Here is a 19189-nt window from a genome sequence, read left to right as displayed (position 1 = left end):
AGGACATTATGTCAGATTTAAAATTAATCATTGAACAAGCGTGGGAGCAACGCGACAGCATTACACCAACGCAAGTATCAGAGCCTGTTAAAAGCGCAATCACCCAAGCGCTCGCACTGCTAGATTCAGGCTCAGCTCGTGTAGCTGAGAAAATCAGTGGCGAGTGGGTCGTACACCAATGGTTAAAAAAGGCGGTATTGCTGTCATTTCGTATTCGTGACAACCAGCCTATGCACGATGGCGTAAGCCAATATTTTGATAAGGTGCCTTTAAAGTTTAGCGACTATACGCCTGAGCAGTTTAAACAAGGTGGTATGCGCGTTGTGCCTAATGCGGTTGCGCGTCAGGGCAGCTATGTAGGTAAGAACGTGGTGTTGATGCCTTCTTACGTTAACATCGGTGCTTATGTGGATGAAGGCACAATGGTGGATACTTGGGCAACCGTTGGTTCATGTGCTCAGATCGGTAAAAACGTACACCTGTCAGGTGGTGTGGGCATCGGTGGCGTACTAGAGCCACTACAAGCGAACCCAACCATCATTGAGGACAACTGCTTCATCGGCGCGCGCTCAGAAATCGTCGAAGGTGTAATTGTTGAACAAGGTGCAGTGATTTCAATGGGTGTGTATATTTCTCAAAGCACACGTATCTATGACCGTGAAACTGGCGAAATTCACTATGGCCGAGTACCAGCCGGTGCTGTTGTGGTGCCGGGTTCATTACCAAGCAAAGACGGCTCACACAGCTTATATGCTGCTATCATCGTGAAAAAAGTAGATCAGCAAACACGTGAAAAAGTAGGCATTAACGCCCTACTTCGTTCAGTGGATGAATAACCACCTAACCGGTTAGTCATAAAAAAAGCGCCAAACGGCGCTTTTTTCAAACTGTTATTTATTATTACAGAGCTGCAAATACATCATCTGTTTTAGCGGCACACACAAAATCGTTTTTGTGTAGGCCCTTGATAGAGTGGCTCCACCAAGTCACAGTCACTTTGCCCCACTCAGTTAATAGCCCTGGGTGATGACCTTCTTCTTCAGCCATCGCGCCTACCATGTTGGTAAACTCAAGCGCTGCTTTGAAGTTCTTAAACTTAAATACACGCTCAAGCTGCATGATGCCATCACGTACTTCAGGAACCCAATCTGGGATCTGTTTAATCAATACCGCTAGTTCTTCATCTGACACTTTAGGCGCATCCGCACGACACGCTTCACATTTTTGTGCACTTAAATCAGACATCTAATAAATCCTTAACTTGCTAACTTTTCTTTAGGTGGAAATTTTGGCTCGAATAAGCCCAACTCTTTTGCTTCTTCAACCAATGACATGATATCCATTTGTGAAATATCAAACAAATCATGGATTGAGTTAATGGTGTAGTACACAGGTTGCATAATATCAATGCGATATGGTGTACGCAGCACGTCCAAGACATTTAAAGGTGAAATCTCTGGTGTGTCAGTGTAAACATACTGAGTTTCGCCAGGGCTTGATAAAACGCCACCACCATAAATACGTAAGCCTTTTTCGGTTTGCATTAAACCAAACTCGACTGTAAACCAGTATAAACGCGCTAAATACACTCGGTCTTTTTTCTGTGCGGCATAACCCAACTGGCCGTACTTGTGCGTAAACTCAGCAAAGTCTGGATTAGTCAGCATAGCGCAATGACCAAAGATCTCGTGGAAAATATCAGGCTCTTGTAAGTAGTCAAACTCTTCTCTGCTGCGTATAAACGTCGCAACTGGGAATTGTTTGTTTGCTAATAAACGGAAAAACTCATCAAAGTCGATAAGCGCCGGAACAGGGGCCACTTGCCAACCAGTTTCTTTACCAAGCACTTCGTTAAGCTCATGTAGCTGTGGAATGCGATCATGCGGTAGGTTGATCTTCTTCAATCCCTCCATATACTCATCGCACGCTTTGCCTTCAATACACTTTAGTTGACGAGCCACAAGCTCTGACCAAATTTTGTTCTCTTCATCACTCCAAGCAATGATGCCATTTGCATCGGGTTGCTTAGAAGTATATTTGCTCGACTTAGCCATTTTAACCTTCTTTTTACATCGGTCGATCTATGATGATCGCGCCTCAACTTGTTACTAGGATACTATGTAAAACTAACGAAAAGTGTAATAGCTGACGCTCACGACGCCATCTGAGCAAACCACAATTTTGTACACCTTAAATTACAAATTTGTATTAAAAAATAAACACCCGCCAAATAGGCGGGTTTTAAAGGTTTTTGTTGTAAACATTATTTTACATTAAAACCCCCTAAAAGCGTTCTCTAAGTCTGCAATGATATCTTCCACATCCTCTAACCCGACAGAAATACGGATCAGACCATCTGAAATACCAGCCGCTTGACGCTCTTCTGGTGTATAAGGAGAGTGTGTCATTGAAGCTGGATGTTGAATCAATGTTTCAGGGTCGCCTAGGCTAACAGCCAGTGTGCAAAGCTCAGTCGCATTGATAAATGCTTCACCATCTTGCAAGCTGCCCACTATCTCAAACGCTATCACCCCACCTGCACCTTTCATCTGTTCACCCAAAAACTTATATCCTGGGTGAGATGCAAGTCCAGGGTAGTAAACCTTACTCACTTTCGGGTGCTTTTCTAAATACTCAGCCACCTTTTGGGCACTTTCACAGTGACGAGCCATACGAACAGCCAAAGTCTTTAAACCACGATTAATGAGCCACGCGTCGTGTGGGCTGATGGTCGCGCCAATATCTTTAAGCACGGTAAGTTTAATCAGTTCGATATGTTCTTTAGTACCACACACGATACCCGCTACAACATCGCCATGCCCGTTGAGATACTTGGTGGCACTGTGAATGACAATATCAATCCCAAAATGTTTAGGCTTTTGTAACAGCGGCGTCATAAACGTATTGTCGATCACGCTTATCAATTGATGTTGTTTTGCAAAGTCGCCCAACATTTTTAAATCCAAAACTGTCATGTTCGGGTTAATCGGTGTCTCCGCGAAGATCATTTTGCTATTTGGTTTTAAAGCCGCTTTAAGCTCCGTTTCATTGGTCATATCCACAAACGTTACCTCGATACCAAACTTAGGTAACATGTGTGCAAACAACGCAAAACTACAACCGTACAACGCACTTGACGCTATTAAGTGGTCTCCTTGTTGTAGGAAACTTAGCACCGAAGCCGATACTGCCCCCATACCGGTTGCAGTGGCAGCCGCATCTTCCATCTCTTCCAGCTGTGCTAACTTTTGCTCTAATTCGCGTGTCGTTGGGTTGCCAAGACGTGTGTAAATGTAACCGGCTTCTTCTCCTGCGAAGCGTGCTGCACCTTGTGCCGCATCTTTAAACGCAAAAGTAGATGTTTGATACAACGGCGCAGTAAGCGCACCATGTGGGTCTTCGAAATGTTCTGGGCCGTGAATACATTGCGTGTTGTCGTGATACTTCTTCATAAATTAACCTGTTAACTTATTATTCTTTAATTGATTTATCTAATAAATAAGTCAGCGAGGTAAAATTCACAAGCAAGCCAGACGCTAAGATGGCTAGCTAGTCCCACTTGCTCATGGGGAGGTGTACATAATTGTTGTCACCTACTCGTTTTAGTTACAGTCTCTGTACGTTTTAATAGCGTTTTAACTAACTGATCGACCGTTGATTTCAGTAAGTTTGGTTTTTGTTCAAGGCGTGGCAATGGCCGACATAGCTCCATCGTCTTATATCCTAAACGTGCAGTAAACACGCCTGCACTTAAGCCCTGACCTGCTCTAGCTGAAAGCTTGCCTAATAATTCTGCGCCTAAGCTCGTCGCAGCGAGATCTGTGACAAGTTCCGTAGCCCCCACAAACACCATTTGCTTGAACAGCAATTTGTACAAGGTGATACGACTGCGATAGGCTAACTTAATGCCGTAATGTTTGGTGATTGCTTCTATCAAATGAATACCACGCCATAGCACCGCGAGCATATCAACCAGTGCTAATGGGCTCATCGCCACCAGCAATGCACTGGTTGTAGCGTGTTGACTGATCATTTCTTTGGCACGCTGGTCTTGTGTCTGTAACAAGCTTGATTCGTACAGTTGTAACACTTCTTTGTCTGTATGATGGGATTTAATAGCTGCTTTAAACTCTTCAACCTGTTGCTTGGGGTGATGTTCAAGCAGCGGGCTCAACCAATCCTGTGCTTCTCCGATTTGGGTGCTATTGAGCAATCTTTGGCCATCTTGGCGATGTTGCTGATGGTGTTTCAGCTTTCGTAATGCGCTTGCTTCTTTAATAATGAATAGCAACGCACTCATGACAGCTAGCCCCAATACGCTAATGTAAAGTATTGCCAATAACCAAGAGTTTTGCAGTGCTTCGACAATGCTATAGACGCTTTCAACCACCACAAGGGTGAGTAGACTAATAACAAAGTAGCCGAACAAACCTAATCTTCTTTTTGGTTTTTGAAATACCAGCTCTAGCTCCACCTCTTGTTCAGCTTCCATCCCCATGCTTTCATCTGCTGCTGTATCTATGTGCTCACCTTCTAGGCGTTTACCCGACTCTAGCCGCGGCTTACCATGATCAGGCTCAACACTGGTCGCAATACGCCTACCAGCGTGTAACTTCTTGACGTCATTCATGCTAATTTATCTCCGATAAGAAATTGTAATGCGTGGTCAAGACGAACATGGCCAAGTTCTCCCTTTGAAGCTTTTAGCGGCGAAAATGATAAGAACTCAAAACCCTGCTCAGGCCACTGCTGAGCAGATAAGCAGTGATTTGGTGGTTGTGGTGGTAAGTAAGTCGTCCAACCATCCTCTGCCAATACTTTGCCATAAACACATTCCAATGACTGGCCATTTTCTTGTACTCGTTTGACTTGCGTACTTTGTACTGAAGAAATTGCCATTGTATCCACCGCGACCCCTGCAAAGCGCAGATCATTACTGTGCGCTCCCAACATATCGTTGAGCAACAAGGCAATATCCGCCTGCTGTGATGGGCTAACATGATCGCATTTATTAGCTGCAAACAGGACCTTGTCTATTTTTGGGTAGAACAGTCGTTTTAGTAGCCCTGACTTGCCGTAATTAAACACTTGCATCACATGCCCAATCGCTTCCTTTTGCTCTGCCAATGTATCTGGCCCATCGTTGAGGGCACTCAGTGCATCAACCAGCACCAATTGCCTGTCAAACTGACAGAAGTGCTGTTTATAAAAAGGTGTAACCACTTGTTGTTTGTAAGCTTCAAAACGCGCTTTTAGCTGCTGATATTGACTGTTATCACCACCTTGAGCCTGAGCATCCACCGGAAAAAATAGTAAAATAGGCGCGCCTGCTAAATCTCCAGGAATAAGCATTCTACCTGGTTGTAGTTGAGCAAGGTGGGTATTTTTCTTCAGGGCAGTGAGTACTTGCTGATAACTCTGTGCCAATGTTTTGAGTGCCTGTTCATCGACTTGCTCGGCACTATCGAAATTCGCCAGCAATGATAAAAACTCTTCGCTGTAAGGCTTATAGGCATCCGCTTTTAGCAAGGCCAACATGGCCTCACTCCAAGTTTGGTAGTCCTGTGACATCATGGGCAGATCAGCCAACCACTCTCCTGGGTAATCAATGAGCTCAAGATATAACGTGCTAATACCAGATAGGTGCTGTTTAAGACCATGTTTTGTTTCAAACTTAATCGCCAATGTTAAGGTATTGATGCGTTCAGTGGATGGTGGCCATCTAGGCTCATCTGCAAGTAAACATGAGATAGCACTTTGATAATCAAAGGTAGGAATATCCAGCGCTCTTTGCGGAACTTGCTTAGCTGCAATAAGGCGCTGTTCACGGACCACATCAAAAAAGGGGAGATTTTGCTTATTCGCCTGACTGGTTAGGTGCTTAACTAAGGCCGTGATGAATGCGGTTTTTCCACTGCCACTAAACCCCGTCACCGCCAGTTTTACATGTCTGTCTAGGCTGCGGTTAATGGCTTTTTGGGTGTTAGATTTGATTTTTTCGAGGGCTTTTTGAGTAATAAACTTAGCTTTCATGTTTGTTCAGGTTCCCTCTTATTTGGTTTTAAGCGCTGTGGCGCACACACGCCACATTAGCTTTTCAGTCCAAGACTACAACTTGTTGATCTCTCTGCTCACTGTAAATTCGCTAGAGGTCACGTACTTTTCCATATTCTGAATACGGTCATCTAAACGAGTCAGGCGCTCTTTTAAGTCAAATAATGCACGTCTTGGCGGCTCACCCTTTTGCCAAACTTTAAATTTAACAGAGATAGGGTCTTCATTGTTTTTATCACTCTTAAGAGACTCTGAGTATGGTTTAGTATCTAAGATAAACCAACATGCAATGTAAGCTACAACAAACAAAGGCCCACCAGAGAGTAATACTGCGGTAATGACCAAAATACGTACTAACCACAACTCCATATTAAAGTAATCGCTTAGTCCCGCGCATACCCCAGCGATTTTGCCGCGTTTCGGGTCTCGATATAGCTCGCGCTTTAAACTACTCATACTTGCGTCTCCACTGTGGTGCTTCTTGATCAAGCAATGCTTCAAGTGTCTCAACACGTTCAGCCATTTTCTCGGCTTTGTTAGCAAGCTCGATAAGCTGACGATGTTCGTGTTCGCTCAACCCCTGACTTACCTGCTTTTTACTGCGATAGTGTAAAATCAACCAAAGTGGTGCAACTACCGCCATAAAAATAATAATTGGTGCTACTAAAATGTCTAAGTCCATAATTTATTACTCCACAAAAGAAGGCATAACCTTGCAGTTGGTACCTACTGAATTAGTTCAGCAGATACCACTTAAGTTCATTTGTCATTAGCTAGCTTTTTCTTTAGCTCAGCCAGTTCATCATCAATTTTTTCATTTTTCTGCAAGTCTGCAATTTCATCAGCCAGCGACTTCTTACCTAAGTCGTATGACTCAATTTGCGACTCTAAACCATCAATCTTACTTTCATAGCGTTCAAAGCGGTTAAGCGCATCTTCTACTTTTGAGCTATCAAGTGCTTTTTTAACTTCAAGACGCGACTCAGCAGAGCGTTGACGCAATACAATCGCTTTTTGTCTTGCTTTGGCATCTGCCAGCTTTTCTTGCAAAGTTGTTACTTCTTGCTGCAATTTTTCGATGTGTGTTTCAACATGTTCAAGTTCAGACTTAACACTTTGTGCCGCCTCTTCAGACTTTTGTCTTTCAAGCAATGCTGCTCGAGCTAAGTCTTCACGGTCTTTGCTCAGTGCTAACTCGGCTTTTTCCTGCCATTGGTGAGTTTGTGCATTAAGCTGCTCAACACGACGCGTCAACTCTTTCTTTTCAGCTAGTGTTTTAGCAGATGTAGAGCGAACTTCAACTAATGTATCTTCCATTTCCTGAATGATAAGGCGAACCATTTTTTCTGGATCTTCGGCTTTATCTAAAATGGCATTGATATTAGAATTAACGATGTCTGCAAAACGAGAGAAAATTCCCATAATCTTTACCTCTTTGGTTTATAAATTTGAATTGCTGACTGGTTATGTATCAAATTACTTGCCAACTTTTCGAAACCATAAAAGAACAACAATATCATAAGGTTAACTGATTTTAAAAATAACTTTAGTTCAACCCATTTTTGAAATACACTAACAGTTAGCAAAAATAACTAAGAGTTAGGCAATATGAGCCAATTTCGCCAACAGGATAATTTACTCGGCCAATCTGATAGCTTTTTAACTGTGTTGGACCAAGTGTCACAACTGGCACCACTTGAGAAACCCGTTCTCATCATTGGTGAGCGTGGTACAGGTAAAGAGCTTATCGCAGCAAGATTACATTATTTGTCTGAGCGATGGGAACAGAACTATATCAAACTTAATTGCGCCGCGCTCAATGAAAACTTACTCGAAAGTGAACTCTTTGGCCATGAAAGTGGTGCATTTACCGGTGCTAGCAAGCGTCACGAAGGTCGCTTTGAGCGCGCCAACGGTGGCACTTTATTTTTAGATGAATTAGCAAACACCTCAGCAATGGTGCAAGAAAAGCTGCTTCGCGTTATTGAATATGGCGAATTTGAACGCGTAGGTGGCAAGAGCACGGTAAAAGTTGATACTCGTTTAGTTTGTGCAACCAATGAAGATTTACCGACCTTAGCTGACAATGGTGAATTTCGTCACGATTTACTCGATAGACTGGCCTTTGACGTAATTACTTTACCCCCACTTAGAGCACGTCAGGACGACATCATGTTATTGGCCGAGCAGTTTGCCATCAACATGGCCCGTGATCTCAATTGGTCTCTGTTTAGCGGCTTTACCCGTAAGGCCACTGAGAAATTGTTAGAATATGACTGGCCCGGCAACATTCGTGAGCTCAAAAACGTCATTGAGCGTAGTTTATATCGCCACGGCAGTGAAAGTTTACCTGTACACAATATCGTTTTAGACCCGTTTGAAAGCCCCCATCGCCCTACCCAGCGCGTAAAAGCTACAGTGATGCCACAAACAAGTGCCCCCTCAACTACAACGCCAGTTCAAGCAGATACAACGCAGACTCCAGAGCCGCAAAGTGCTGCGTCAACAACAAGCTTTCCATGTGATTTAAAATCGCTTTCTAATGAATTTGAAATCGACTTATTACAAAAAGCACTTAAACATAGCCAATTTAATCAAAAGAAAACTGCACAAATGCTTGGTTTAACGTATCATCAGCTACGTGGATATTTGAAAAAATACAACTTATTAGACTCGGGTCAAAAACAAGAGGCATAAGCGTGCGTAATTTGCTGTTAGGTGTATTGTGCACCTACTTGCTAGGCTGTATAGATGCCAGCCAACAGACTATTAGAAAAACCCAAGGGTTAGTATATTGCTCTGAAGCAAATCCAGTGTCGTTCAACCCACAAGTGACGACCACAGGCTCAACCATCGACATCATAGCGAGTCAGCTGTACGACACCTTATTGAGTATTGATCCGGAAACCGCTGAGTTTCAGCCCGAAATAGCCCATTCTTGGCAGGTCAGTGACGACGGTAAGATGATCACATTTTACCTACGTAAAGATGTACAGTTTCATCATACCGACTACTTTACCCCTACTCGCTTACTCAATGCGGATGATGTGGTGTTCTCTTTTAGCCGACTGTTTGATGTGTATAATCCCTATCACTTTGTGGGCGACGCAAATTACCCCTATTTTCAAAGTGTGGGGTTAGATCAATTGATTCGTCAGGTGGTGAAAGTGGACGATTATACGGTTCGCTTTGAGCTGTTTAATGCAGAGAGTAGCTTTTTGTCTAACTTAGCCACTGACTTTGCGGTGATCCTATCGCAGGAGTATGCTGACCACCTCGCTGGCCTTGAACAAAAAGCGCTATTTGATACCTACCCGATAGGCACAGGCCCATACAAATATAAAAGCTTTTTGCGCGACAACCTGATCCGCTACCATCGTAACGAGCACTACTGGAAACACCCTGTGCCGATGCAACAGCTGGTTTTTGATATTACCACCAACGGCACCAGCCGCATCGCCAAAATGCTAACCAAAGAGTGTGACATCACAGCACACCCTAGTGCGACACAATTGAGCGTACTGGCCGCTCGTGATGATATTCGCGTGGATAAAGCACCCAACCTCAACATTGGATATTGGGCCTTCAACACTGAAAAGCCGCCTTTCGACAATCTGTTAGTGCGCAAGGCTTTAGCACATTCTGTTGATTTTGAAAAAATCATGCAGGCGGTATTTTACGGCAATGGTATCATTGCACGTTCCCATTTACCGCCATCGTCTTGGGCGTTTAAAGCGCAAGACAATATGCCAACGTATAACCCTGAGTACGCGAAACAACTGCTTATCGAAGCAGGATATGAAGATGGTTTTAGCATGACCCTGTGGGCGATGCCTGTATCGCGTATTTATAACCCCAATGCTAGAAAAATGGCCGAACTCATTCAAAGTGACCTCAAGGGAATTGGCATATCAGCACGCATTGTTGAATATGAATGGAATACATTCTTAGAGCGTATTGGTCAACATGAACACGATAGCGTGTTGTTAGGATGGGCAGCTGATACGCCCGACCCTGACAACTTTTTCAGTCCATTGTTAAGTTGTACCGCCACCTTTAGCGGAAAAAACCCAGCAAACTGGTGTAACCCAGAGTTCGACCTACTTTTAACCCAAGCTTTAGACACCACAGATGTTGAGTTACGTAAAACTTTCTATCATCAAGCACAACAAATGATTATTGAGCAGTTACCTTTAGTGCCTATTGCACATGGTATGCGCTTTCAAGCCACCAGCGCAGATGTTAAAGACATTTCTCTTCGCCCATTTGGTGGCATCTCTTTAGGCAAAGCGAGGCGAGACTGATGTTATTTGAATATTTGCTCAGACGCTTCTCTTTGCTGTTGTTCATGGTATTCACGTTAACCGTGTTTACGTTTTCTTTGAGCTATATGTTCCCAGGTGAGTTATTGACCAATGTCAGTGGCCAGGTGAATCCATCCTTCACGCAAAGCCAGCAATTGACTGAAAAGTATCACCTCAATGAGGGGGTCATTGTCCAATATTTGGCTTTCTTACAACGTATATTGCAAGGCGATTGGGGCGTATCTTTGTCATCTGGACAAAGCGTATTTGACCATGTGGTTAAGCTTTTTCCTGCCACCTTAGAGCTGTGCGTGTACGCGTTACTGGTATCAATCTTCGTTGGCATCCCTGCGGGAATTATAGCGTCGGCCTATCACAAACGTTGGCCCGAGAAGGTCATTAATTCGCTAAGTCTACTTGGGTTTTCGGTGCCTATATTCTGGTTAGCATTATTACTTATCATGGTATTTTGCCTAGGACTCGGCCTGTTCCCCATGTCAGGTAGAATTGGCCTACTTTATGAAGTGGAGCCCATTAGTAACTTTATTTTACTTGATATTGTTTTGCAGGGGTTTCCCTATCAAGGCCTCGCATTTGTGGATGCTTTGCATCATTTGGCTTTGCCTACCATCGTGCTGGCGATGTACCCAACGACTGTGCTGATCCGTTTTACCAGAGACTCTATGCTCGATGTGTTGGAGCAAAATTATATCAAAACAGCACGCGCCAAGGGCCTTAACAGACGCCAGTTGATCATGCATCACGCCCTGCGAAATGCGCTACTGCCAGTAATTAAGCAAATTGGCCTACAGTTTAGTACCTTGATCACCCTTGCCATGATCACTGAAGTGATTTTCTCTTGGCCGGGTGTGGGCCGCTGGCTCATAGATAGCATTTATCAACGCGATTACCCAGCCATTCAGGGTGGCCTGCTGGCTGTATCAATGTTTGTCATTTTAGCCAATATGCTGGCTGAGTTTAGTCATACTTTACTAGACCCATTATCGAGAAATCAGGCCCATGGCAAAGTTTAGTTTATTTAGCGAAGAGTCAAATCGCTCGCCACTGTCTCGGTTGTGGCGAAAGTTTAAATCTAATCACCCAGCACTGGTTGGGCTTTGGGTCTTTGTTGCCTTAACACTGTTGGCTATTACTGCACCATTTATCGCGCCGTATGGTATCAACCAACAACATGGCGATGCCTTACTACTACCACCATCGTGGCATGAACTTGGTGATGTGCGCTTTATACTCGGCACCGATGATCTGGGTCGTGATGTGTTATCAAGATTAATGAATGGCGCAACGTTTACATTTGGCCTGTCCATTATCGCCGCGCTTGTGACGACCTTAATCGGTGTTGTACTGGGTACCTTTGCGGGGATCAGTAAAGGGCTGCGTTCTAGCCTACTAAATCACTTGTTAGACATCACGTTATCTATCCCTTCCCTACTACTGGCTATCATCATTATTGCGGTGTTAGGTCCGGGGTTACTCAACACCGTGTGGGCGATTATTTTTGCGCTGTTACCCCAGCATGTTCACTCGGTCAGAAACCTCGTGGTAGAAGAGCTCAGTAAAGATTACATCAGTGCATTTCGTCTAGATGGCGCATCTAAGTGGCAAATCCTTATCCGTGGGGTTTTGCCAAACATTTACGAGCATATTGTGGTTATTTTTACCATGGCTTTATCTACCGCAATTTTGGATATTGCCGCACTGGGCTTTTTAAAACTGGGCGCACAACCTCCCACTACCGAATGGGGCGCAATTTTGGCTGAAAACCTCAGCCTCATTTATCTTGCACCATGGACGGTTGGCCTGCCCGGTGTGTTACTATTTATTGCAGTATTATCTACTAATCTAGTAGGTGATGGCCTTAGGCAGGTACTTAAAGGGCGAAAGGTGGATTAATGCAGTTGCTCGATATTCGAAATTTGACCATAGAATTGCAGACCGAAGAAGGTGTGATCCGCGCTGTCGATAGAATCAACCTCAGTCTAAAAGAGGGAGAAGTTCATGCCCTTGTGGGCGAATCTGGTTCTGGTAAAAGCCTAATTGCCAAAGCCATTGTGGGTGTATTAAACAAGCGTTGGACGGTCACTGCGGACAGGATGCACTGGCAGGGCGTGGATCTTATGAGATTAAGCCCTGAAAAGCGCCGTAAAATTGTGAGCCGAGATATGGCGATGATTTACCAAGAACCGAGCCGGAGTCTAGACCCAACCGCAAAAATATACGATCAGGTTGCCGAGTCGATACCTGACAGCAGCATCAAAAGTAACTTTTTCTCACGCAACAGCGAAAGAAAGAGCAAAGTTAAAGCACTGCTACACAAGGTGGGGATCAGAGATGACAAAAAAGTAGCCAGCAGCTACCCACATGAGCTCTCTGAAGGGGTCTGTCAAAAAGTCATGATAGCCATGGCCATTGCCCGTAGCCCCAAACTGTTGATTGCAGATGAACCAACTACCGCCCTTGAAAGTGTTGCTAAAGCACAGGTGTTTCGCTTACTTAAAAGCCTTAACCAGCTGAAAAACATGTCTATTTTGATGATATCTCATGAGCTTGAAGAGATCACGGACTGGTCACACGCCATGCATGTTTTATATTGTGGCCAGATGGTTGAAGCGGGGCCCACCGATAAGGTATTTTGCACCCCATTTCACCCATACACACAGGCACTGGTAAAAAGCCTGCCCGACTATGCACAAGGGCTTGCCCACAAAGAACCTTTTTATGCACTTAAAGGCACCATTCCTCCACTACAGCATTTACCCATTGGCTGCCGACTTGGACCGCGTTGCCCGCAGGCACAAAAACAATGTGTTGTTACGCCAACACAGAGCAAAGTACACAGCCATACTTACGCATGCCACTTTCCACTGATGAAGGATAAGCCGAAATGCAACCACTCCTAAAAGTGCAAGCACTGAACAAATCGTTTTGCACACGTGCGGGTGTATTTAAACGCACGCATGCTCAGGTGCTGACCAATATTTCCTTCTCGGTGGGCGTGGGTGAAACCCTCGCCATTATTGGTGAAACCGGTTCAGGTAAGAGTACCTTAGCAAGAGTATTGGCGGGTGCGGATCATGCCGACAAGGGGCAAATACTACTTGACGGTGACACCATCGAAGACGATGGCTCACGCAAAACACAATGTCGACATATTCGGTTAATTTTTCAAGACCCAACGCGTTCGTTGAACCCAGGTCTAACCATTGGCGACATGCTGGATGACTGCCTACGCCTAAATACCGAGCTGACCATACAACAACGTGATAAAAAGATTAAACATACGCTCACTCGTGTAGGCTTACTGAGTGAACATTATGACTATTACCCACACATGTTTAGTGGTGGGCAATTGCAACGTATCGCACTGGCAAGGGCACTCATTTTAGACCCAAAGGTGGTGGTATTAGACGAGGCGCTATCGTCGTTGGACCCATCGGTTAGAGCCCAGACCGTAAACTTATTGTTAGAGCTGCAACGCGAGTCAGGATTGAGTTATGTGTTGATCACCCATCACTTAAGTTTAGTAAAACATATGAGCGACCAGCTATTGGTGCTAAATAAAGGAAAAGTCGCCGAGTACGGTAATACCCAAAGCATTTTTGCTGCTCCTAAATCACGCGTGATGCAACGTCTATTGAATGTATAACGCTTAAGCTGTGCCAGTGACCGCTGGCAAAAACGCTAGCTGTGGCCACTTTTGGCTCTTTATCAGCGCTTTTTAACTCCCCACTGTCACTGTCAAACGTTAAATGAACACAAGGTTAACCTTGTTTGATTTTGTGTTAAAAAAGTGTACACTGCGACACAGGTTTAGTGACACGATTGATCTTAAAATAATTGTCGCGCTTATATCAAACATGGATAAAATTGCGCAGACTCATCAATACACAGTCACCACAATTTCACTCGTCGCTTGTTTATAAAGGGAATAATATTAATGGCGCCTGCATTAACTGCCAACAATCAGGCTAAGCTTTTCCGTCTCTTTGTCACGTATTTCCTCACCTACCACAGACGTATGAAAAATCTCATTAATAAAAATAACGATACAACTTTGTTAACAAAGATCCATTTACTCGTACAACAATAAGGAGGTATGTATGCTGATAATGAAAAACTTAGCCAAAGTATTTTACGCCGATAGGATTAAAACACAGGCGCTACATCCATTTGATTTACAGGTAGAACAAGGAGAGTTTGTCAGCATCATCGGCTCTTCAGGCTCAGGAAAAACCACATTTTTGAATATTGCAGGGCTATTGGAAGAGCACAGTGAAGGCGTCTATCTACTCGGCGGACAAGACGTGACCACCATGAAAGACAAGCAAAAGTCAGCGTTTCGAAATGAGAAAATTGGCTTTGTTTTTCAAAGTTTTAACCTCATCCCTGAGCTAAACCTGTATGACAATGTAGATATGCCACTGCGCTATAGAAAGTTCACAGCAGCAGAGCGTGACAAACGTATTATGCAGGCACTAGAGCAAGTGGGCCTAGCTGGTAGAAAGCACCATTATCCAAACCAGTTGTCAGGTGGACAACAACAGCGAGTAGCCATTGCCAGAGCCATTGCAGGCTCTCCTGCGATGATCCTTGCCGACGAACCAACCGGTAATTTAGACTCGAAAATGGCACAGGGCATTATGACATTGCTTAAAGACATTAACGCCCAAGGCACCAGTATCATTATGGTAACCCATGACAATGAACAGGCCGCTCAAGCCAACCGCATAATTCAAATTAAAGACGGCCATTTGAGTGAATTAAAAACGCTTGAAAAAGCCATTGCATGAGTAACGAGCCATGATGACCTACTATTTTAAGCTCGCCTGTTTGGGCGTACGTAAAACCCCGTTTTTGAGTTTTTTAATCGTCGCCATGATAGCCATTGGCATTGCTGCAACCATGACGACTTATACCGTCAGCTATATGATGTCAAAAGACCCCATTCCAGCAAAAAGCCAAACGCTCTTTAATGTACAGTTGGATAACTATACCAAGGAATACGCCATAGAAATGGGCGACAAGCTGGGTTACACCATTACCTATCAAGATGCGGTTAACTTACTCAAGTCAGATATTCCAGTTAACCAAGTGGCGCTTAACTCCAGCAAAGAAACGCTTTCTAACCCTTTGCGCACCGATCTAGATACACTCAATGTGATGGTACGCACCACCACGCCCGACTTTTTTAGACTGTTTGATGTGCCATTTACTTATGGTAACGGCTGGGACCAACAAGCCGAAGATGATGCTGCACAGGTGATTGTACTTACTAAAAAAATCAACAACCAACTCTTTGATGGAGAAAACTCAGTGGGCAAAACCGTTGTCTTCGCCGATAAGATATTTACCATTGCGGGCGTACTCGACCATTGGTCACCTATTCCTAAGTTTTATAGCACCGCAGTGGATACCTATAATGACCCATATGATGTATTTATTCCTTTGAATACACAGATTAAAAATGAGTTTTACTCCGCCTTGAACTCCGATACTTACTGCACGCAAGAGCCAGCCGACGGCTCTTTTTCAGGACTTCTCACATCCGAATGTACCATGATAAACATGTGGGTTGAGCTGCCAGATGAGCAAACTAAAGCACAGTATAAAGACTTTCTCACCAGTTATGCCCAACAGCAGCAAGCCTTTGGCCGCTTTGAAAATAGTACCCGCTCCAAGCTACTCAATGTAAAAGAGCGTTTGATTGATGATGATATGATCCCAAACGAAGGTAAACTGGCGGTGTGGCTTGCAGTGCTTTTTTTGATTGTGTGCTTGCTCAACTGCATGAGCCTGATGATGGCAAAGTTTTTTGGCCGTTCACGAGAGGTTGGCCTTCGCCGAGCGGTAGGTGCCAGCAAGCAAGCGATTTTTATACAGTTTTCTGTTGAATTGGCCCTATTAGGGGCGCTCGGTGGGCTACTGGGACTCGCACTCGCACAGCTTGGGCTTAACATACTCACCGGCATTTATTACTACATGCCCGCAGGCATTATGCAGATGAACCTATCTTTGGCCGTCACGACTTTGTTGTTAGCCCTGCTGTGTAGTTTGCTATTTGGGCTTTTCCCAGTATTAAAGGCGAGCCAAACTAACCCATCTAGCCAGCTTAAGAGCCTATAGGAGCAAGGTATGAAAGACTTTTTCCCAATTTTAAAATCGCTTAAAAAGCAAAAAATTGCGCCTATTTTGCTCACATTACAGGTTGCGATTACCTTTATGGTATTGGTCAATACCGCCTATATGATAGGAGAGCGCAGCAAAAAAATGCAGCGCCCAACTGGTTTAGATGAAGCCAACACATTTTATATTGTTACCAATTTCTTAAGTGAACCGCATCAAGTTATAGCGGAGCAAAACGATATTCTAAGACAAATTAGGGGGGTTGAAGGTGTAGTAGGCGCAACAGCCCTCCCTAGCTTGTCCTTGGTGGGCTGGGGGCGATACACCGATTTTTACCTAGAACCAAACGGCAACAGTGTTGGCTTTGGTGGTTATTTGAGTAGCGACGAGCACGCCTTAAAAACCCTTGACCTTGAAATGATTGCCGGAGAATGGTTTGTGCCCAGTGATATTTTAGAAACGGATAAAGAAGGCACTTTTCTTCCCTCACAAGTGGTGGTAACCCAAGCGCTTGCGCAAAAAATATATCCTGATAATTGGCGTGATATTGTTGGTACTACACTTTACTTTAACGGCGCGCCACACCACGTAAAGGGCGTAATAAAAACGCTACAAAATGCTTGGCAGTTCTGGTCAGCTGTTGATGCAACGGTACTGGCAGGGGTTAACGAGGCTCAGCCTGCATCTCCCAGCCATATTGCAGTACGCACCCAACCGGGCAGGCTGGAAGAAGTGATGAACAACACCGTTGAGACACTCCTTAAAACCCCAGGTCGTAAGATTGAGAAAATGAGCACAATGCGCGAAGTGAGACAAAAAGCCTACAAAGAAGACTTAGCCACCAGCAAAATACTCACCGCCATTGGCGTGGGGCTGGCCATTATCACGGCGCTTGGTATATTCGGTCAGGCGCGTTACAACGTGAGTCGCAGAACCCAACAAATCGGTACTCGCAGAGCGCTGGGCGCAAACAAATGGGATATTGTGCGCTTTTTTATGGTTGAAAATGCGGTTGTTTCAAGCATCGGAGTGGTGATTGGTTTGCTTGGCGCTATCATTCTCAATAACCAATTTGTTGAGCTGCTGTCAATTAACCCCGTACCGCTGAGCTATTTACTAGCAGGCACCGTGGTGATTTTTATACTCGGGCAACTGGCGGTTATCTACCCTGCCACCCGAGCCAGCAGAGTCTCCCCCGCCATCGCCACCCGTGGTGCTTAGGCTTATAACTCAAGCTCGTTAGCATGTGAATGCTAACGAGCTGCTTGCGTACTGATAAATGGATTTACACCTATAGTAAACAAAATGTTGATTTTTTAACCCTATTGAAATAATCTGTCCCTTAAAGCCCTGCACGGCTTAAACACTGTTTATTACTGGCATTACTAAAGTTACAAAACCATTTTTTGTTTTACCAGAAGCCACCATTGTTAATATTATGTATATTTAGATGCGGAAAAATCTCCCCATCGCAATAAAAAGGGAAAGGACGTGATTAATGGTGACGATCTAAGGTCGATGAGGTTAAAAGCCGGCATTTCTCAGGAGCAGATGGCTAGAAAACTGGAGTGCGACCGTAAAACAATTAGTAACTATGAATTTGGGGTAAGCGACATTCGCTCCAAAGAGCTATTCAAATGGTTTTTATATTGTAAAATCGACGTTGACTCATTGCTTAACCAAATCAAAGGCCTAAACGATGAAGTTAGCTGCTCTGAGAAATCAAAATTACAGGATGATGAATAATGAAAAGAGCCAACTTGCTAAATATTTTTAATATTGGTTTAACTAGTTTTCTCAGTCAAAGGCAAGCAACACGAGGTTGGAATTTCAGAAAGAGAACTCCCTATTTGGAACAACTGTTAAGTTGTGGGCAATGTACATTAATTAGCGCCGGAGGTGGTCCGTGGGTCCCAGATACCCCCAGTCAAGCCTCACATATACCACCCTTGCCTATCACAGAAAAACACGGCGGGTAACATTGTGAAGTTTTCTCAACTAATTACACTTATAATATTTGCGCTCACGATCTTCTATATTTTGGTAGGTAACCCAAAAATTACTTCTGAGATCTACGTCACCACGATAGCGCTAACGGCACTTTATGGCCTAATAAGGAAAGAGCCAAATGTGCTCCATATCGCTTTGATACTTATGTTTATCAATCTAGTAGAGTACATCATTTTTGCATATGGAATAATTGACCTTAGTACAGCTGGAAAGAATAGGATATTGCACGGCGTTTTGATCTTCGGCACGCACCTTTTAATCACGGTGACTTCTGTAATACTACTGATTTTTAGAGTACAAATATCAAGGGTACTCTCTCGTTCTACTAAAATTGAGTTAACTTATTTTGATGGGCTATTTCACTGGACTTTTATCTATTTAGCGTTGGTTAGCCTGCTAGGATTGGTTGAACATTTAGCACGGCATGTACTTGGATTCCACAGCATCACTATCATCTATTATAACTTTACATCTCTAGTCTATATTGGCTGGGCCGTCTCCTGTGCCCTACTGTTAACTATGGTGATTGTGACAGAGAAAAAACATAAACAGCGAAGATTTGAGCCGTCATAGCGAGGGAGTGATATGATCAGTGGCGACGACCTGAGGTCAATGCGGTTAAAGGCGGGTATTTCTCAGAAAGCTATGTCACAAAAGCTCAAATGTGACCGAAATTT

At 44.1% G+C, this 19189-nt stretch carries 19 protein-coding genes; 11 read left to right on the top strand and 8 right to left on the bottom strand.

The window, feature by feature from the left end:
• Positions 1 to 8 precede the first annotated feature (8 nt).
• Positions 9 to 836 (top strand): 2,3,4,5-tetrahydropyridine-2,6-dicarboxylate N-succinyltransferase, encoded by an 828-nt coding sequence (dapD, locus tag BET10_RS06580; protein ID WP_070984227.1) that lies wholly within the window; start codon positions 9 to 11, stop codon positions 834 to 836.
• Positions 837 to 900: 64 nt separating this feature from the next.
• Here the strand turns inward: dapD and BET10_RS06575 are convergent, their stop codons facing one another.
• The 8 genes from BET10_RS06575 to pspA all read right to left on the bottom strand — a co-directional run bounded on the left by BET10_RS06575 (position 901) and on the right by pspA (position 7476).
• Positions 901 to 1245 (bottom strand): 4a-hydroxytetrahydrobiopterin dehydratase, encoded by a 345-nt coding sequence (locus tag BET10_RS06575; RefSeq protein ID WP_070984225.1) that lies wholly within the window; start codon positions 1243 to 1245, stop codon positions 901 to 903.
• Between the two features lie 11 nt (positions 1246 to 1256).
• A complete protein-coding gene (phhA, locus tag BET10_RS06570; RefSeq protein ID WP_070984222.1) occupies positions 1257 to 2054 on the bottom strand; it encodes a phenylalanine 4-monooxygenase in 798 nt (265 codons plus the stop codon).
• 219 nt (positions 2055 to 2273) lie between these two features.
• Positions 2274 to 3452, bottom strand: a complete 1179-nt coding sequence (gene megL, locus BET10_RS06565) for a methionine gamma-lyase (RefSeq protein WP_070984219.1) — start codon at positions 3450 to 3452, stop codon at positions 2274 to 2276.
• A 137-nt stretch (positions 3453 to 3589) separates the two neighbouring features.
• Positions 3590 to 4630 (bottom strand): TIGR01620 family protein, encoded by a 1041-nt coding sequence (locus BET10_RS06560; protein WP_070984217.1) that lies wholly within the window; start codon positions 4628 to 4630, stop codon positions 3590 to 3592.
• The gene (locus tag BET10_RS06555) at positions 4627 to 6033 is read right to left on the bottom strand and encodes a YcjX family GTP-binding protein (protein WP_070984215.1); all 1407 of its coding nucleotides are present in this window, start codon (positions 6031 to 6033) and stop codon (positions 4627 to 4629) included. Before BET10_RS06555 ends, BET10_RS06560 begins: the two co-directional genes overlap by 4 nt.
• A gap of 75 nt (positions 6034 to 6108) precedes the next feature.
• On the bottom strand, positions 6109 to 6510 hold the full coding sequence (gene pspC / locus BET10_RS06550; RefSeq protein ID WP_070984212.1) for an envelope stress response membrane protein PspC: 402 nt from the start codon (positions 6508 to 6510) through the stop codon (positions 6109 to 6111).
• A complete protein-coding gene (gene pspB / locus BET10_RS06545; protein WP_420820121.1) occupies positions 6503 to 6736 on the bottom strand; it encodes an envelope stress response membrane protein PspB in 234 nt (77 codons plus the stop codon). The genes pspC and pspB overlap by 8 nt, the downstream gene beginning before the upstream one ends.
• Before the next feature lie 77 nt (positions 6737 to 6813).
• On the bottom strand, positions 6814 to 7476 hold the full coding sequence (gene pspA, locus BET10_RS06540; protein ID WP_070984208.1) for a phage shock protein PspA: 663 nt from the start codon (positions 7474 to 7476) through the stop codon (positions 6814 to 6816).
• Positions 7477 to 7662: 186 nt separating this feature from the next.
• On the opposite strand from pspA, the gene pspF reads away from it, so the two are divergent.
• The 10 genes from pspF (at position 7663) to BET10_RS06490 (ending at position 18248) form a co-directional block, all read left to right on the top strand.
• Positions 7663 to 8751, top strand: coding sequence for a phage shock protein operon transcriptional activator (gene pspF / locus BET10_RS06535; RefSeq protein WP_070984206.1), 1089 nt, complete (start codon positions 7663 to 7665; stop codon positions 8749 to 8751).
• 2 nt (positions 8752 to 8753) lie between these two features.
• Positions 8754 to 10358 (top strand): ABC transporter substrate-binding protein, encoded by a 1605-nt coding sequence (locus BET10_RS06530; RefSeq protein WP_070984204.1) that lies wholly within the window; start codon positions 8754 to 8756, stop codon positions 10356 to 10358.
• Positions 10358 to 11392 (top strand): ABC transporter permease, encoded by a 1035-nt coding sequence (locus BET10_RS06525; RefSeq protein ID WP_070984202.1) that lies wholly within the window; start codon positions 10358 to 10360, stop codon positions 11390 to 11392. Before BET10_RS06530 ends, BET10_RS06525 begins: the two co-directional genes overlap by 1 nt.
• The gene (locus tag BET10_RS06520; protein WP_070984200.1) at positions 11379 to 12272 is read left to right on the top strand and encodes an ABC transporter permease subunit; all 894 of its coding nucleotides are present in this window, start codon (positions 11379 to 11381) and stop codon (positions 12270 to 12272) included. The genes BET10_RS06525 and BET10_RS06520 overlap by 14 nt, the downstream gene beginning before the upstream one ends.
• Entirely contained in the window at positions 12272 to 13279 is a 1008-nt protein-coding gene (locus BET10_RS06515) for a peptide ABC transporter ATP-binding protein (RefSeq protein WP_070984198.1), read from the top strand. The genes BET10_RS06520 and BET10_RS06515 overlap by 1 nt, the downstream gene beginning before the upstream one ends.
• On the top strand, positions 13264 to 14025 hold the full coding sequence (locus BET10_RS06510) for an ATP-binding cassette domain-containing protein (RefSeq protein WP_070984195.1): 762 nt from the start codon (positions 13264 to 13266) through the stop codon (positions 14023 to 14025). Before BET10_RS06515 ends, BET10_RS06510 begins: the two co-directional genes overlap by 16 nt.
• 454 nt (positions 14026 to 14479) lie before the next feature.
• Complete coding sequence (locus BET10_RS06505; protein ID WP_070984193.1) at positions 14480 to 15169, top strand: ABC transporter ATP-binding protein; 690 nt, start codon at positions 14480 to 14482, stop codon at positions 15167 to 15169.
• A gap of 10 nt (positions 15170 to 15179) precedes the next feature.
• On the top strand, positions 15180 to 16502 hold the full coding sequence (locus tag BET10_RS06500) for an ABC transporter permease (RefSeq protein ID WP_070984191.1): 1323 nt from the start codon (positions 15180 to 15182) through the stop codon (positions 16500 to 16502).
• 9 nt (positions 16503 to 16511) lie between these two features.
• Positions 16512 to 17723, top strand: a complete 1212-nt coding sequence (locus tag BET10_RS06495) for an ABC transporter permease (protein WP_070984189.1) — start codon at positions 16512 to 16514, stop codon at positions 17721 to 17723.
• A gap of 270 nt (positions 17724 to 17993) precedes the next feature.
• Positions 17994 to 18248: a helix-turn-helix domain-containing protein gene (locus BET10_RS06490; RefSeq protein ID WP_070984186.1), complete on the top strand. Its 255-nt coding sequence runs from the start codon at positions 17994 to 17996 to the stop codon at positions 18246 to 18248.
• Positions 18249 to 19189: the final 941 nt, after the last annotated feature.

This window comes from Pseudoalteromonas amylolytica, assembly GCF_001854605.1.
GTDB classification, from domain to species: Bacteria; Pseudomonadota; Gammaproteobacteria; order Enterobacterales; family Alteromonadaceae; genus Pseudoalteromonas; species Pseudoalteromonas amylolytica.
Note: the sequence above shows the minus strand (reverse complement) of the source record. Positions and strands in the feature narration are given on the sequence as shown.

What these genes read in the sequence shown, in the direction of transcription:
- dapD (WP_070984227.1), top strand. Translation starts at nt 9, where the DNA reads ATGTCAGATTTAAAATTAATCATTGAACAAGCGTGGGAGCAACGCGAC.
- BET10_RS06575 (WP_070984225.1), bottom strand. Translation starts at nt 1,245, where the DNA reads ATGTCTGATTTAAGTGCACAAAAATGTGAAGCGTGTCGTGCGGATGCG.
- phhA (WP_070984222.1), bottom strand. Translation starts at nt 2,054, where the DNA reads ATGGCTAAGTCGAGCAAATATACTTCTAAGCAACCCGATGCAAATGGC.
- megL (WP_070984219.1), bottom strand. Translation starts at nt 3,452, where the DNA reads ATGAAGAAGTATCACGACAACACGCAATGTATTCACGGCCCAGAACAT.
- BET10_RS06560 (WP_070984217.1), bottom strand. Translation starts at nt 4,630, where the DNA reads ATGAATGACGTCAAGAAGTTACACGCTGGTAGGCGTATTGCGACCAGT.
- BET10_RS06555 (WP_070984215.1), bottom strand. Translation starts at nt 6,033, where the DNA reads ATGAAAGCTAAGTTTATTACTCAAAAAGCCCTCGAAAAAATCAAATCT.
- pspC (WP_070984212.1), bottom strand. Translation starts at nt 6,510, where the DNA reads ATGAGTAGTTTAAAGCGCGAGCTATATCGAGACCCGAAACGCGGCAAA.
- pspB (WP_420820121.1), bottom strand. Translation starts at nt 6,736, where the DNA reads ATGGACTTAGACATTTTAGTAGCACCAATTATTATTTTTATGGCGGTA.
- pspA (WP_070984208.1), bottom strand. Translation starts at nt 7,476, where the DNA reads ATGGGAATTTTCTCTCGTTTTGCAGACATCGTTAATTCTAATATCAAT.
- pspF (WP_070984206.1), top strand. Translation starts at nt 7,663, where the DNA reads ATGAGCCAATTTCGCCAACAGGATAATTTACTCGGCCAATCTGATAGC.
- BET10_RS06525 (WP_070984202.1), top strand. Translation starts at nt 10,358, where the DNA reads ATGTTATTTGAATATTTGCTCAGACGCTTCTCTTTGCTGTTGTTCATG.
- BET10_RS06520 (WP_070984200.1), top strand. Translation starts at nt 11,379, where the DNA reads ATGGCAAAGTTTAGTTTATTTAGCGAAGAGTCAAATCGCTCGCCACTG.
- BET10_RS06515 (WP_070984198.1), top strand. Translation starts at nt 12,272, where the DNA reads ATGCAGTTGCTCGATATTCGAAATTTGACCATAGAATTGCAGACCGAA.
- BET10_RS06510 (WP_070984195.1), top strand. Translation starts at nt 13,264, where the DNA reads ATGCAACCACTCCTAAAAGTGCAAGCACTGAACAAATCGTTTTGCACA.
- BET10_RS06505 (WP_070984193.1), top strand. Translation starts at nt 14,480, where the DNA reads ATGCTGATAATGAAAAACTTAGCCAAAGTATTTTACGCCGATAGGATT.
- BET10_RS06500 (WP_070984191.1), top strand. Translation starts at nt 15,180, where the DNA reads ATGATGACCTACTATTTTAAGCTCGCCTGTTTGGGCGTACGTAAAACC.
- BET10_RS06495 (WP_070984189.1), top strand. Translation starts at nt 16,512, where the DNA reads ATGAAAGACTTTTTCCCAATTTTAAAATCGCTTAAAAAGCAAAAAATT.